Source organism: Staphylococcus sp. EG-SA-15, assembly GCF_017151895.1.
GTDB lineage: Bacteria > Bacillota > Bacilli > Staphylococcales > Staphylococcaceae > Staphylococcus > Staphylococcus aureus.
Genome location: NZ_JACVZN010000008.1, coordinates 10,853 through 28,821, shown reverse-complemented (window position 1 = coordinate 28,821; position 17,969 = coordinate 10,853). Strand labels below are relative to the sequence as shown.

Genomic DNA, 17,969 nt, shown 5'->3' with positions numbered 1-17,969 from the left:
GTGCCCTAAATGGTAACCATAATTTAGAGCAAGCTAAATCAAATGCAAACACTACTATAAACGGACTTCAACATTTAACAACTGCTCAAAAAGATAAATTGAAACAACAAGTGCAACAAGCACAAAATGTTGCAGGTGTAGATACTGTTAAATCAAGTGCCAACACATTAAATGGTGCTATGGGTACGTTAAGAAATAGCATTCAAGATAACACAGCTACGAAAAATGGCCAAAACTATCTTGATGCTACAGGAAGTAACAAAACAAACTATAACAATGCTGTTGATAGTGCTAATGGTGTCATTAATGCAACAAGCAATCCAAATATGGATGCTAATGCAATTAACCAAATCGCTACACAAGTGACATCAACGAAAAATGCATTAGATGGTACACATAATTTAACGCAAGCGAAACAAACAGCAACAAATGCCATCGATGGTGCTACTAACTTAAATAAAGCGCAAAAAGATGCGTTGAAAGCACAAGTGACAAGTGCGCAACGTGTTGCAAATGTAACAAGTATCCAACAAACTGCAAATGAACTTAATACAGCTATGGGTCAATTACAACATGGTATTGATGATGAAAATGCAACAAAACAAACTCAAAAATATCGTGACGCTGAACAAAGTAAGAAAACTGCTTATGATCAAGCTGTAGCTGCTGCGAAAGCAATTTTAAATAAACAAACAGGTTCAAATTCAGATAAAGCAGCAGTTGACCGTGCATTACAACAAGTAACAAGTACGAAAGATGCATTGAATGGTGATGCAAAACTGGCAGAAGCGAAAGCGGCAGCTAAACAAAACTTAGGCACTTTAAACCATATTACGAATGCACAACGTACTGACTTAGAAGGCCAAATCAATCAAGCGACGACTGTTGATGGCGTTAATACTGTAAAAACAAATGCCAATACATTAGACGGCGCAATGAATAGCTTACAAGGTTCAATCAATGATAAAGATGCGACATTAAGAAATCAAAATTATCTTGATGCGGATGAATCAAAACGAAATGCATATACGCAAGCTGTCACAGCGGCTGAAGGCATTTTAAATAAACAAACTGGTGGTAACACATCTAAAGCAGACGTTGATAATGCATTAAATGCAGTTACAAGAGCGAAAGCGGCTTTAAATGGTGCTGACAACTTAAGAAATGCGAAAACTTCAGCAACAAATACGATTGATGGTTTACCTTACTTAACACAATTACAAAAAGACAACTTGAAGCATCAAGTTGAACAAGCGCAAAATGTAGCTGGTGTAAATGGTGTTAAAGATAAAGGTAATACATTAAATACTGCCATGGGTGCATTACGTACAAGTATCCAAAATGATAATACGACGAAAACAAGTCAAAATTATCTTGATGCATCTGATAGCAACAAAAATAATTACAATACTGCTGTAAATAATGCAAATGGTGTTATTAATGCAACGAACAATCCAAATATGGATGCTAATGCGATTAATGGCATGGCAAATCAAGTCAATACAACAAAAGCAGCGTTAAATGGTGTACAAAACTTAGCTCAAGCTAAAACAAATGCGACGAACACAATTAACAACGCACATGACTTAAACCAAAAACAAAAAGATGCATTAAAAACACAAGTTAACAATGCACAACGTGTATCTGATGCAAATAACGTTCAACATACAGCTACTGAATTGAACGGTGCGATGACAGCACTTAAAGCAGCTATTGCTGATAAAGAAAGAACAAAAGCAAGCGGTAATTATGTCAATGCTGATCAAGAAAAACGTCAAGCGTATGATTCAAAAGTGACTAACGCTGAAAATATCATTAATGGTACACCGAATGCGACATTAACAGTCAATGATGTAAATAGTGCGACTTCACAAGTCAATGCGGCTAAAACAGCATTAAATGGCGATAACAACTTACGTGTTGCTAAAGAAAATGCTAATAATACAATTGATGGCTTAGCACAATTGAATAATGCACAAAAAGCAAAATTAAAAGAACAAGTTCAAAGTGCAACTACATTAGAAGGTGTTCAAACTGTTAAAAATAGTTCTCAAACGTTGAATACAGCGATGAAAGGCTTAAGAGATAGTATTGCGAATGAAGCAACAATTAAAGCAGGTCAAAACTACACTGACGCAAGTCCAACTAATCGTAACGAGTACGACAGCGCAGTTACTGCAGCAAAAGCAATCATTAATCAAACATCGAACCCAACGATGGAACCAAATACTATTACGCAAGCAACATCACAAGTGACAACTAAAGAACATGCATTAAATGGTGCGCAAAACTTAGCTCAAGCTAAGACAACTGCGAAAAACAACTTAAATAACTTAACATCAATTAACAATGCACAAAAAGATGCGTTAACGCGTAGCATTGATGGTGCAACAACAGTAGCTGGTGTAAATCAAGAAACTGCCAAAGCAACAGAATTAAATAACGCAATGCATAGTTTACAAAACGGTATCAATGATGAGGCACAAACTAAACAAACTCAGAAATACCTAGATGCAGAGCCAAATAAGAAATCAGCTTATGATCAAGCTGTAAATGCAGCGAAAGCAATTTTAACAAAAGCTAGTGGTCAAAATGTAGACAAAGCAGCAGTTGAACAAGCATTACAAAATGTGAACAGTACGAAGACGGCGTTGAACGGTGATGCGAAATTAAATGAAGCTAAAGCCGCTGCGAAACAAACGTTAGGTACATTAACACACATTAATAATGCACAACGTACAGCGTTAGATAATGAAATTACACAAGCAACAAATGTTGAAGGTGTTAATACAGTTAAAGCCAAAGCGCAACAATTAGATGGTGCTATGGGTCAATTAGAAACATCAATTCGTGATAAAGACACGACGTTACAAAGTCAAAATTATCAAGATGCTGATGATGCTAAACGAACTGCTTATTCTCAAGCAGTAAATGCAGCAGCAACTATTTTAAATAAAACAGCTGGCGGTAATACACCTAAAGCAGATGTTGAAAGAGCAATGCAAGCTGTTGCACAAGCAAATACTTTATTAAACGGTATTCAAAACTTAGAACGTGCGAAACAGGCTGCTAACACAGCGATTACAAACGCTTCGGACTTAAATACAAAACAAAAAGAAGCATTAAAAGCACAAGTAACAAGTGCAGGACGCGTATCTGCAGCAAATGGTGTTGAACATACTGCGACTGAAATAAATACTGCGATGACAGCTTTAAAACGTGCTATTGCTGATAAAGCTGACACAAAAACTAGTGGTAACTATGTCAATGCTGATGCGAATAAACGTCAAGCATATGATGAAAAAGTGACAGCTGCCGAAAGTATCGTTAATGGTACACCAACACCAACGTTAACACCATCAGATGTTACAAATGCAGCAACGCAAGTAACGAATGCGAAGACGCAGTTAAACGGTAATCATAATTTAGAAGTAGCGAAACAAAATGCTAACACAGCAATTGATGGTTTAACTTCTTTAAATGGTCCGCAAAAAGCAAAACTTAAAGAACAAGTGGGTCAAGCGACGACGTTGCCAAATGTTCAAACTGTTCGTGATAATGCACAAACATTAAACACTGCAATGAAAGGTCTACGAGATAGCATTGCGAATGAAGCAACGATTAAAGCAGATCAAAACTACACAGATGCAAGTCAAAACAAACAAAATGACTACAACAATGCAGTCACTGCAGCAAAAGCAATCATTGGTCAAACAACTAGTCCATCAATGAATGCGCAAGAAATTAATCAAGCGAAAGACCAAGTGACAGCTAAACAACAAGCGTTAAATGGTCAAGAAAACTTAAGAACTGCGCAAACAAATGCGAAGCAACATTTGAATGGCTTAAGTGACTTAACTAATGCACAAAAAGATGCAGCGAAACGCCAAATCGAAGGTGCAACGCATGTTAATGAAGTAACACAAGCGCAAAATAATGCGGACGCATTAAATACAGCTATGACGAACTTGAAAAATGGTATTCAAGATCAAAATACGATTAAGCAAGGTGTTAATTTCACTGATGCAGATGAAGCGAAACGTAATGCATATACAAATGCAGTGACGCAAGCTGAACAAATTTTAAATAAAGCACAAGGTCCAAATACTGCAAAAGACGGTGTCGAAACTGCGTTACAAAATGTACAACGTGCTAAAAACGAATTGAACGGTAATCAAAATGTTGCGAACGCTAAGACAACTGCGAAAAATGCATTGAATAACCTTACATCAATTAATAATGCACAAAAAGCAGCATTGAAATCACAAATTGAAGGTGCGACAACAGTTGCAGGTGTAAATCAAGTGTCTACAATGGCATCTGAATTAAATACTGCAATGAGCAACTTACAACGTGGTATTAATGACGAAGCAGCTACAAAAGCAGCTCAGAAATATACTGATGCAGATAGAGATAAACAAACTGCATACAATGATGCTGTAACAGCAGCTAAAACGTTATTAGATAAAACAGCTGGTTCAAATGACAATAAAGTAGCCGTTGAACAAGCATTACAACGTGTGAATACTGCTAAAACAGCATTAAATGGTGACGCGCGATTAAATGAAGCGAAGAACACAGCTAAACAACAAGTAGCGACAATGTCACATTTAACTAATGCTCAAAAAGCAAACTTAACAGAACAAATTGAACGCGGTACAACTGTTGCTGGTGTTCAAGGCATCCAAGCAAATGCTGGTACTTTAAATCAAGCAATGAATCAATTAAGACAAAGTATTGCTTCTAAAGATACGACTAAATCAAGCGAAGATTATCAAGACGCGAATGCAGATCTACAAAATGCATACAACCATGCAGTATCTGATGCTGAGGGTATTATTAGTGCAACGAATAATCCTGAAATGAATCCAGATACGATTAATCAAAAAGCGAGCCAAGTTAATAGTGCGAAGTCAGCATTGAACGGTGATGAAAAATTAGCAGCTGCAAAACAAACTGCGAAAACAGATATCGGTCGTTTGACAGACTTGAACAATGCACAACGAACTGCGGCAAATGCTGAAGTGGATCAAGCACCAAATCTTGCAGCTGTCACAGCGGCTAAAAATAAAGCAACATCGTTAAACACAGCGATGGGTAATTTGAAACATGCACTTGCTGAAAAGGATAATACGAAACGTAGTGTCAATTACACAGATGCGGATCAACCAAAACAACAAGCGTATGATACTGCAGTTACACAAGCAGAAGCAATTACTAATGCAAATGGCAGTAACGCGAATGAAACACAAGTTCAAGCAGCGCTTAACCAATTGAATCAAGCTAAAAACGACTTGAATGGTGATAATAAAGTTGCTCAAGCGAAAGAAACAGCAAAACGTGCATTAGCTTCATATAGTAACTTGAATAACGCGCAATCAACTGCAGCAACTAGTCAAATTGACAATGCAACGACAGTAGCAGACGTAACTGCTGCACAAAATACTGCTAATGAATTAAATACAGCAATGGGTCAACTTCAAAATGGTATTAATGACCAAAACACTGTTAAACAACAAGTGAACTTTACAGATGCTGACCAAGGTCAGAAAGATGCTTACACAAATGCTGTTACGAATGCTCAAGGTATTTTAGATAAAGCAAACGGTCAAAATATGACAAAAGCACAAGTTGAAGCTGCATTAAATCAAGTAACGACTGCTAAGAATGCTTTAAACGGTGATGCAAATGTAAGACAAGCAAAATCAGATGCGAAAGCAAACTTAGGTACATTAACACACTTAAATAATGCACAAAAACAAGATTTAACATCACAAATCGAAGGTGCAACAACAGTCAACGGTGTAAATAGTGTTAAAACGAAAGCACAAGACTTAGATGGTGCAATGCAACGATTAGAGTCAGCAATCGCAAATAAAGATCAAACTAAAGCGAGCGAAAACTACATTGACGCAGATCCAACTAAGAAAACAGCATTTGATAATGCCATCACACAAGCTGAATCTTACTTAAATAAAGATCATGGTACGAATAAAGATAAGCAAGCTGTTGAACAAGCAATTCAAAGTGTAACGTCTACTGAAAATGCTTTGAACGGTGACGCGAACTTACAACGCGCTAAAACTGAAGCTACACAAGCTATCGATAACTTGACACAATTGAATACACCGCAAAAAACAGCATTGAAACAACAAGTGAATGCTGCACAACGCGTATCAGGTGTAACTGATCTGAAAAATAGTGCTACATCACTTAATAATGCGATGGATCAATTAAAACAAGCAATTGGTGATCATGACACAATTGTAGCTGGTGGTAATTACACTAACGCAAGTCCTGATAAACAAGGTGCTTACACTGATGCATATAATGCTGCGAAGAATATCGTAAATGGTTCACCTAATGTGATTACAAATGCAGCAGATGTTACTGCGGCAACACAACGTGTCAATAATGCTGAAACAAGTTTAAATGGTGATACAAACTTAGCAACTGCGAAGCAACAAGCTAAAGATGCATTACGTCAAATGACACATTTATCTGATGCACAAAAACAAAGTATTACTGGTCAAATTGATAGCGCGACACAAGTAACTGGTGTACAAAGTGTGAAAGACAATGCAACAAATCTTGACAATGCAATGAATCAACTTCGAAATAGTATTGCGAATAAAGATGAAGTAAAAGCGAGTCAACCATATGTTGATGCAGATACAGATAAACAAAATGCATACAATACAGCAGTTACAAGTGCTGAAAATATCATTAATGCAACGAGTCAGCCAACACTTGATCCATCTGCAGTAACACAAGCAGCTAATCAAGTGAACACTAACAAAACTGCGCTTAATGGTGCGCAAAACTTAGCAAATAAAAAGCAAGAAACAACTGCTAACATCAACCGATTAAGTCATTTAAACAATGCTCAAAAGCAAGATTTAAATACACAAGTGACAAATGCACCAAATATTAGCACAGTAAATCAAGTGAAAACTAAAGCTGAACAATTAGATCAAGCAATGGAACGTTTAATCAACGGAATCCAAGACAAAGATCAAGTGAAACAAAGTGTTAACTTTACAGATGCAGATCCAGAAAAACAAACAGCATACAACAATGCGGTAACTGCTGCTGAAAATATTATTAATCAAGCAAATGGTACAAATGCGATCCAATCACAAGTTGAAGCAGCACTTTCAACTGTAACAACTACTAAACAAGCGTTGAATGGTGATAGAAAAGTAACAGATGCTAAAAACAATGCAAACCAAACATTATCTACGTTAGATAACTTAAACAATGCACAAAAAGGTGCTGTTACTGGAAACATCAATCAAGCGCACACTGTAGCTGAAGTAACGCAAGCCATTCAAACAGCTCAGGAACTGAATACAGCGATGGGTAACTTGAAAAATAGCTTGAATGATAAAGACACTACACTTAGTAGTCAAAACTTTGCAGATGCAGATCCAGAGAAGAAAAATGCATACAATGAAGCGGTTCGTAATGCTGAAAATATTTTAAATAAATCTACAGGTACAAACGTGCCTAAAGATCAAGTTGAAGCAGCTATGAATCAAGTGAATACAACGAAAGCAGCGCTTAATGGTACTCAAAACCTTGAAAAAGCTAAACAACACGCAAATACAGCAATTGACGGTTTAAGCCATTTAACAAATGTACAAAAAGAGGCATTAAAACAATTGGTACAACAATCGACTACTGTTGCAGAAGCACAAGGTAATGAACAAAAAGCAAACAATGTTGATGCAGCAATGGACAAATTACGTCAAAGTATTGCAGATAATGCGACAACAAAACAAAACCAAAATTATACTGATGCAAGTCCGAATAAAAAGGATGCGTACAATAATGCTGTCACAACTGCACAAGGTATTATTGATCAAACTACAAACCCTTCATTAGATCCGACTGTTATCAATCAAGCTGCTGGACAAGTAAGCACGTCTAAAAATGCTTTAAATGGTAATGAAAACTTAGAGGCAGCGAAGCAACAAGCAACGCAATCTTTAGGTACATTAGACAACTTAAATAATGCGCAAAAACAAGCTGTTACTAATCAAATTAATGGCGCGCATACTGTTGATGAAGCAAATCAAATTAAGCAAAATGCGCAAAACTTAAATACTGCGATGGGTAACTTGAAACAAGCGATAGCTGATAAAGATGCTACGAAAGCAACAGTTAACTTCACTGATGCAGATCAAGCAAAACAACAAGCATATAACACTGCAGTTACAAATGCTGAAAATATCATTTCAAAAGCTAATGGTGGTAATGCAACACAAACTGAAGTTGAACAAGCAATCCAACAAGTAAATGCAGCAAAACAAGCATTAAATGGTAATGCCAACGTTCAACATGCAAAAGACGAAGCAACAGCATTAATTAATAACTCTAATGATCTTAACCAAGCACAGAAAGATGCATTAAAACAACAAGTACAAAATGCAACTACTGTAGCTGGTGTAAACAATGTTAAACAAACGGCGCAAGAGTTAAACAATGCGATGACACAATTAAAACAAGGCATTGCAGATAAAGAACAAACAAAAGCTGATGGTAACTTTGTCAATGCAGATTCTGACAAGCAAAATGCATATAATCAAGCAGTAGCGAAAGCTGAAGCATTAATTAGTGGTACGCCTGATGTTGTCGTTACACCTAGCGAAATTACTGCAGCGTTAAATAAAGTTACGCAAGCTAAAAATGATTTAAATGGTAATACAAACTTAGCAACGGCGAAACAAAATGTTCAACATGCTATTGATCAATTGCCAAACTTAAACCAAGCGCAACGTGATGAATACAGCAAACAAATCACGCAAGCAACACTTGTACCAAACGTCAATGCTATTCAACAAGCGGCAACAACGCTTAATGACGCGATGACACAATTGAAACAAGGTATTGCGAATAAAGCACAAATTAAAGGTAGCGAGAACTATCACGATGCTGATACTGACAAGCAAACAGCATATGATAATGCAGTAACAAAAGCAGAAGAATTGTTAAAACAAACAACAAATCCAACAATGGATCCAAATACAATTCAACAAGCATTAACTAAAGTGAATGACACAAATCAAGCACTTAACGGTAATCAAAAATTAGCTGATGCCAAACAAGATGCTAAGACAACACTTGGTACACTAGATCATTTAAATGATGCTCAAAAACAAGCGCTAACAACTCAAGTTGAACAAGCACCAGATATTGCAACAGTTAATAATGTTAAGCAAAATGCTCAAAATCTGAATAATGCTATGACTAACTTAAACAATGCATTACAAGATAAAACTGAGACATTAAATAGCATTAACTTTACTGATGCAGATCAAGCTAAGAAAGATGATTATACTAATGCGGTTTCACATGCAGAAGGTATTTTATCTAAAGCAAATGGCAGCAATGCAAGTCAAACTGAAGTGGAACAAGCGATGCAACGTGTGAACGAAGCGAAACAATCATTGAATGGTAATGACAATGTACAACGTGCAAAAGATGCAGCGAAACAAGTAATTACAAATGCAAATGATTTAAATCAAGCGCAAAAAGATGCATTAAAACAACAAGTCGATGCTGCGCAAACTGTTGCAAATGTAAACACGATTAAGCAAACAGCACAAGATTTAAATCAAGCAATGACACAATTGAAACAAGGTATTGCAGATAAAGACCAAACTAAAGCAAATGGTAACTTTGTCAATGCTGATACTGATAAGCAAAATGCTTACAACAATGCGGTAGCACATGCTGAACAAATCATTAGTGGTACACCAAATGCAAACGTGGATCCACAACAAGTGGCTCAAGCGTTACAACAAGTGACTCAAGCTAAGGGTGATTTAAACGGTAACCATAACTTACAAGTTGCTAAAGACAATGCGAATACAGCAATCGATCATTTACCAAACTTAAATCAACCACAAAAATCAGCATTAAAAGATCAAGTATCACATGCAGATCTTGTTACAGGTGTTAATGCTATTAAGCAAAATGCTGATGCGTTAAATAATGCAATGGGTACGTTGAAACAACAAATTCAAGCAAACAGTCAAGTACCACAATCAGTTGACTTTACACAAGCAGATCAAGACAAACAACAAGCATATAACAATGCAGCTAACCAAGCGCAACAAATCGCAAATGGCACACCAACACCTGTATTGACGCCTGATACAGTAACACAAGCAGTTACAACTATGAATCAAGCGAAAGATGCATTAAACGGTGATGAAAAATTAGCACAAGCGAAACAGGATGCTTTAGCAAATCTTGATACGTTACGCGATTTAAATCAACCACAACGTGATGCATTACGTAACCAAATCAATCAAGCACAAGCGTTAGCTACAGTTGAACAAACTAAACAAAATGCACAAAATGTGAATACAGCAATGAGTAACTTGAAACAAGGTATTGCAAACAAAGATACTGTCAAAGCAAGTGAGAACTATCATGATGCTGATGCCGATAAGCAAACAGCATATACAAATGCAGTGTCTCAAGCGGAAGGTATTATCAATCAAACGACAAATCCAACGCTTAACCCAGATGAAATAACACGTGCATTAACTCAAGTGACTGATGCTAAAAATGGCTTAAACGGTGAAGCTAAATTGGCAACTGAAAAGCAAAATGCTAAAGATGCCGTAAGTGGGATGACGCATTTAAACGATGCTCAAAAACAAGCATTAAAAGGTCAAATCGATCAATCGCCTGAAATTGCTACAGTGAACCAAGTTAAACAAACAGCAACAAGCCTAGATCATGCAATGGATCAATTATCACAAGCTATTAATGATAAAGCTCAAACATTAGCGGACGGTAATTACTTAAATGCAGATCCTGACAAACAAAATGCGTATAAACAGGCAGTAGCAAAAGCTGAAGCATTATTGAATAAACAAAGTGGTACTAATGAAGTACAAGCACAAGTTGAAAGCATCACTAATGAAGTGAACGCAGCGAAACAAGCATTAAATGGTAATGACAATTTGGCAAATGCAAAACAACAAGCAAAACAACAATTGGCGAACTTAACACACTTAAATGATGCACAAAAACAATCATTTGAAAGTCAAATTACACAAGCGCCACTTGTTACAGATGTCACTACGATTAATCAAAAAGCACAAACGTTAGATCATGCGATGGAATTATTAAGAAATAGTGTTGCGGATAATCAAACGACATTAGCATCTGAAGATTATCATGATGCAACTGCGCAAAGACAAAATGACTATAACCAAGCTGTAACAGCTGCTAATAATATCATTAATCAAACTACATCGCCTACGATGAATCCAGATGATGTTAATGGTGCAACGACACAAGTGAATAATACGAAAGTTGCATTAGATGGTGATGAAAACCTTGCAGCAGCTAAGCAAGAAGCGAACAATAGACTTGATCAATTAGATCATTTGAATAATGCGCAAAAGCAACAGTTACAATCACAAATTACGCAATCATCTGATATTGCTGCAGTTAATGGTCACAAACAAACAGCAGAATCTTTAAATACTGCGATGGGTAACTTAATTAATGCGATTGCAGATCAACAAGCCGTTGAACAACGTGGTAACTTCATCAATGCTGATACTGATAAACAAACTGCTTATAATACAGCGGTAAATGAAGCAGCAGCAATGATTAACAAACAAACTGGTCAAAATGCGAACCAAATAGAAGTAGAACAAGCTATTACTAAAGTTCAAACAACACTTCAAGCGTTAAATGGAGATCATAATTTACAAGTTGCTAAAACAAATGCGACGCAAGCAATTGATGCTTTAACAAGCTTAAATGATCCTCAAAAAACAGCATTAAAAGACCAAGTTACAGCTGCAACTTTAGTAACTGCAGTTCATCAAATTGAACAAAATGCGAATACGCTTAACCAAGCAATGCATGGTTTAAGACAGAGCATTCAAGATAACGCAGCAACTAAAGCAAATAGCAAATATATCAACGAAGATCAACCAGAGCAACAAAACTATGATCAAGCTGTTCAAGCCGCAAATAATATTATCAATGAACAAACTGCAACATTAGATAATAATGCGATTAATCAAGCAGCGGCAACTGTGAATACAACGAAAGCAGCATTACATGGTGATGTGAAATTACAAAATGATAAAGATCATGCTAAACAAACGGTTAGTCAATTAGCACATCTAAACAATGCACAAAAACATATGGAAGATACGTTAATTGATAGCGAAACAACTAGAACAGCAGTTAAGCAAGATTTGACTGAAGCACAAGCATTAGATCAACTTATGGATGCATTGCAACAAAGTATTGCTGACAAAGATGCAACACGTATGAGCAGTGCATATGTCAATGCAGAACCGAATAAAAAACAAGCATATGATGAAGCAGTTCAAAATGCTGAGTCTATCATTGCAGGATTAAATAATCCAACTATCAATAAAGGTAATGTAACAAGTGCGACACAAGCAGTAACATCATCTAAAAATGCATTAGACGGTGTTGAACGATTAGCGCAAGATAAGCAAACTGCTGGAAATTCTCTAAATCATTTAGATCAATTAACACCAGCACAACAACAAGCACTAGAAAATCAAATTAATAATGCAACAACTCGTGATAAAGTGGCTGAAATCATTGCACAAGCGCAAGCATTAAATGAAGCGATGAAAGCATTAAAAGAAAGTATTAAAGATCAACCACAAACTGAAGCAAGTAGTAAATTTATTAATGAAGATCAAGCACAAAAAGATGCTTATACGCAAGCTGTACAACACGCGAAAGATTTGATTAACAAAACAACTGATCCTACATTAGCTAAATCAATCATTGATCAAGCGACACAGGCAGTGACTGATGCTAAAAACAACTTACATGGTGATCAAAAATTAGCTCAAGATAAGCAACGTGCAACAGAAACGTTAAATAACTTGTCTAACTTGAATACACCACAACGTCAAGCACTAGAAAATCAAATCAATAATGCAACAACTCGTGGCGAAGTAGCACAAAAATTAACTGAGGCACAAGCACTTAACCAAGCAATGGAAGCATTACGTAATAGCATTCAAGATCAACAACAAACAGAATCTGGTAGCAAGTTTATTAATGAAGATAAACCGCAAAAAGATGCTTACCAAGCAGCAGTACAACAAGCCAAAGATTTGATTAATCAAACTAGCAATCCAACGCTTGATAAAGCACAAGTTGAACAATTGACACAAGCTGTTAACCAAGCTAAAGATAACTTACATGGTGATCAAAAACTTGCAGACGATAAACAACATGCGGTTACTGATTTAAATCAATTAAATGGTTTGAACAATCCGCAACGTCAAGCACTTGAAAGTCAAATAAACAACGCAGCAACTCGTGATCAAGTAGCACAAAAATTAGCTGAAGCAAAAGCACTTAATCAAGCAATGGAAGCATTACGTAATAGTATTCAAGATCAACAACAAACAGAATCTGGTAGCAAGTTTATCAATGAAGATAAGCCACAAAAGGATGCATACCAAGCAGCAGTACAACAAGCCAAAGATTTAATTAACCAAACAGGTAATCCAACACTCGATAAAGCACAAGTTGAACAATTAACACAAGCAGTAACAACTGCAAAAGATAACCTACATGGTGATCAAAAACTTGCTCGTGATCAACAACAAGCAGTAACGACTGTTAATGCATTACCAAACTTAAATCATGCTCAACAACAAGCTTTAACTGATGCTATAAATGCAGCGCCTACAAGAACAGAGGTTGCACAACATGTTCAAACTGCTACTGAACTTGATCACGCGATGGAAACATTGAAAAATAAAGTTGATCAAGTGAATACAGATAAGGCTCAACCAAATTACACTGAAGCGTCAACTGATAAAAAAGAAGCAGTAGATCAAGCGTTACAAGCTGCACAAAGCATTACAGATCCAACTAATGGTTCAAATGCGAATAAAGACGCTGTAGAACAAGCATTAACTAAGCTTCAAGAAAAAGTGAATGAGTTAAATGGTAATGAGAGAGTCGCTGAAGCTAAAACACAAGCGAAACAAACTATTGACCAATTAACACATTTAAATGCTGATCAAATCGCAACTGCTAAACAAAACATTGATCAAGCGACGCAACTTCAACCAATCGCTGAATTAGTAGATCAAGCAACGCAATTGAACCAATCAATGGATCAATTACAACAAGCTGTTAATGATCATACAAATGTTGAGCAAACAGTTGATTACACGCAAGCAGATTCAGATAAGCAAAAGGCTTATAAACAAGCGATTGCTGATGCTGAAAATGTATTGAAACAAAATGCGAATAAGCAACAAGTGGATCAAGCACTTCAAAATATTTTAAATGCAAAACAAGCATTAAATGGTGATGAACGTGTAGCACTTGCTAAAACAAATGGTAAACATGACATCGACCAATTGAATGCATTAAACAATGCTCAACAAGATGGATTTAAAGGTCGCATCGATCAATCAAACGATTTAAATCAAATCCAACAAATTGTAGATGAGGCTAAGGCACTTAATCGTGCAATGGATCAATTGTCAGAAGAAATCACTGGCAATGAAGGACGCACGAAAGGTAGCACGAACTATGTCAATGCAGATACACAAGTCAAACAAGTATATGATGAAGCGGTTGATAAAGCGAAACAAGCACTTGATAAATCGACTGGTCAAAACTTAACTGCAGAACAAGTTATCAAATTAAATGATGCAGTAACGGCAGCGAAACAGGCATTAAATGGTGAAGAAAGACTTAATAATCGTAAGTCTGAAGCATTACAAAGATTGGATCAATTAACACATCTAAACAATGCTCAAAGACAATTAGCAATCCAACAAATTAATAATGCTGAAACGCTAAATAAAGCATCTCGAGCAATTAATAGAGCAACTAAATTAGATAATGCAATGGGTGCAGTACAACAATATATTGACGAACAGCACCTTGGTGTTATCAGCAGCACAAATTACATCAATGCAGATGACAATTTGAAAGCAAATTATGATAATGCAATTGCGAATGCAGCACATGAGTTAGATAAAGTGCAAGGTAATGCAATTGCAAAAGCTGAAGCAGAGCAATTGAAACAAAATATTATCGATGCTCAAAATGCATTAAATGGAGACCAAAACCTTGCAAATGCCAAAGATAAAGCAAATGCGTTTGTTAATTCGTTAAATGGATTAAATCAACAGCAACAAGATCTTGCACATAAAGCAATTAACAATGCCGATACTGTATCAGATGTAACAGATATTGTTAATAATCAAATTGACTTAAATGATGCAATGGAAACATTGAAACATTTAGTTGACAATGAAATTCCAAATGCAGAGCAAACTGTCAATTACCAAAACGCTGACGATAATGCTAAAACAAACTTCGATGATGCCAAACGTCTAGCAAATACATTGCTAAATAGTGATAACACAAATGTGAATGATATTAACGGCGCAATTCAAACAGTCAATGATGCAATCCATAATCTTAATGGTGATCAACGACTACAAGATGCTAAAGACAAGGCAATTCAATCTATTAATCAAGCTTTAGCTAATAAGCTAAAAGAAATCGAAGCTTCAAATGCGACGGATCAAGACAAGCATATTGCGAAAAATAAAGCAGAAGAATTGGCAAACAGCATCATCAACAACATTAATAAAGCAACAAGTAATCAGGCTGTATCTCAAGTTCAAACAGCAGGCAACCACGCGATTGAACAAGTGCATGCCAATGAAATACCAAAAGCTAAAATTGATGCCAATAAAGACGTTGATAAGCAAGTTCAATCATTAATTGACGAAATCGATCAAAATCCAAATCTAACAGATAAGGAAAAACAAGCACTTAAAGATCGAATTAATCAAATACTTCAACAAGGTCATAACGACATTAACAATGCGCTGACTAAAGAAGAAATTGAGCAGGCAAAAGCACAACTTGCGCAAGCATTACAAGACATCAAAGATTTAGTGAAAGCTAAAGAAGATGCGAAAAATGCAATAAAAGCCTTAGCTAATGCGAAGCGTGATCAAATCAATTCAAATCCAGATTTAACACCTGAGCAAAAAGCAAAAGCGCTCAAAGAAATTGACGAAGCTGAAAAACGAGCACTACAAAACGTTGAGAATGCTCAAACTATAGATCAATTAAATCGAGGATTAAACTTAGGTTTAGATGACATTAGAAATACACATGTATGGGAGGTTGATGAACAACCTGCTGTAAATGAAATTTTTGAAGCAACACCTGAGCAAATCCTAGTTAATGGTGAACTCATTGTACATCGTGATGACATCATTACAGAACAAGATATTCTTGCACACATAAACTTAATTGATCAGCTTTCAGCAGAAGTTATCGATACACCATCAACTGCAACGATTTCTGATAGCTTAACAGCAAAAGTTGAAGTTACATTGCTTGATGGATCAAAAGTGATTGTTAATGTTCCTGTAAAAGTTGTAGAAAAAGAATTGTCAGTAGTCAAACAACAGGCAATTGAATCAATCGAAAATGCGGCACAACAAAAGATTGATGAAATCAATAATAGTGTGACATTAACACTGGAACAAAAAGAAGCTGCAATTGCAGAAGTTAATAAGCTTAAACAACAAGCAATTGATTATATTAACAATGCACCTGATGTTCATTCAGTTGAAGAAATTCAACAACAAGAACAAGCGCATATTGAACAATTTAATCCAGAACAATTTACGATTGAACAAGCAAAATCAAATGCAATTAAATCGATTGAAGATGCAATTCAACATATGATTGATGAAATCAAAGCTCGTACTGATCTAACAGATAAAGAGAAGCAAGAAGCTATTGCTAAGTTAAATCAATTAAAAGAACAAGCAATTCAAGCGATTCAACGTGCGCAAAGCATCGATGAAATAAGTGAGCAATTGGAACAATTTAAAGCTCAAATGAAAGCAGCTAATCCAACAGCAAAAGAACTAGCTAAACGCAAGCAAGAAGCAATTAGTAGAATTAAAGACTTTTCAAATGAAAAAATAAATAGTATTCGAAATAGTGAAATTGGCACAACTGATGAAAAACAAGCAGCAATGAATCAAATTAACGAAATTGTGCTTGAAACAATTAGAGATATTAATAATGCGCATACATTACAGCAAGTTGAGGCTGCATTGAACAATGGTATTGCTCGAATTTCAGCAGTACAAATTGTAATATCTGATCGTGCTAAACAATCGTCAAGTACTGGAAATGAATCTAATAGCCATTTAACAATTGGTTATGGAACTGCAAATCATCCATTTAACAGTTCGACTATTGGACATAAAAAGAAAATTGATGAAGATGATGACATTGATCCACTTCATATGCGTCACTTTAGTAATAATTTCGGTAATGTTATTAAAAACGCTATTGGTGTGGTGGGTATCTCTGGCTTACTAGCTAGTTTCTGGTTCTTCATTGCCAAACGTCGTCGTAAAGAAGATGAAGAGGAAGAATTAGAAATAAGAGATAATAATAAAGATTCAATAAAAGAGACTTTAGACGATACAAAACATTTACCACTTTTATTTGCGAAACGTCGCAGAAAAGAAGATGAAGAAGATGTTACTGTTGAAGAAAAAGATTCGCTAAATAATGGCGAGTCACTCGATAAAGTTAAACATACGCCGTTCTTCTTACCAAAACGTCGTCGTAAAGAAGATGAAGAAGATGTGGAAGTTACAAATGAAAACACAGATGAAAAAGTGTTGCAAGATAACGAACATTCACCAATCTTAATCGCAAAACGACGCAAAGATAAAGAGGTAGATGTTGAAACAACAACTAGTATTGAATCTAATGAAGATGACGCACCTTTATTATTGGCTAAAAAGAAAAATCAAAAAGATAACCAATCCAAAGGGAAAAAGTCGGCATCAAAAAAACCTTCTAAAAAGCTAGCAGCTAAAAAGAAGAAAAAGAAATCTAAAAAAAATAAAAAGTAA

General features: G+C 35.9%; 1 protein-coding gene (cut by a window edge). It reads left to right on the top strand.

The annotated features are described in order from the left end of the window. Window positions 1-17,969, top strand: the 3' portion of a protein-coding gene (ebh, locus tag IDG64_RS05755) for a hyperosmolarity resistance protein Ebh (RefSeq protein WP_206171292.1). 13,444 nt of this gene lie to the left of the window's left edge; 17,969 of the gene's 31,413 nt are visible here — the last part of the coding sequence; its start codon lies off the left edge, out of view; it ends in the stop codon at window positions 17,967-17,969.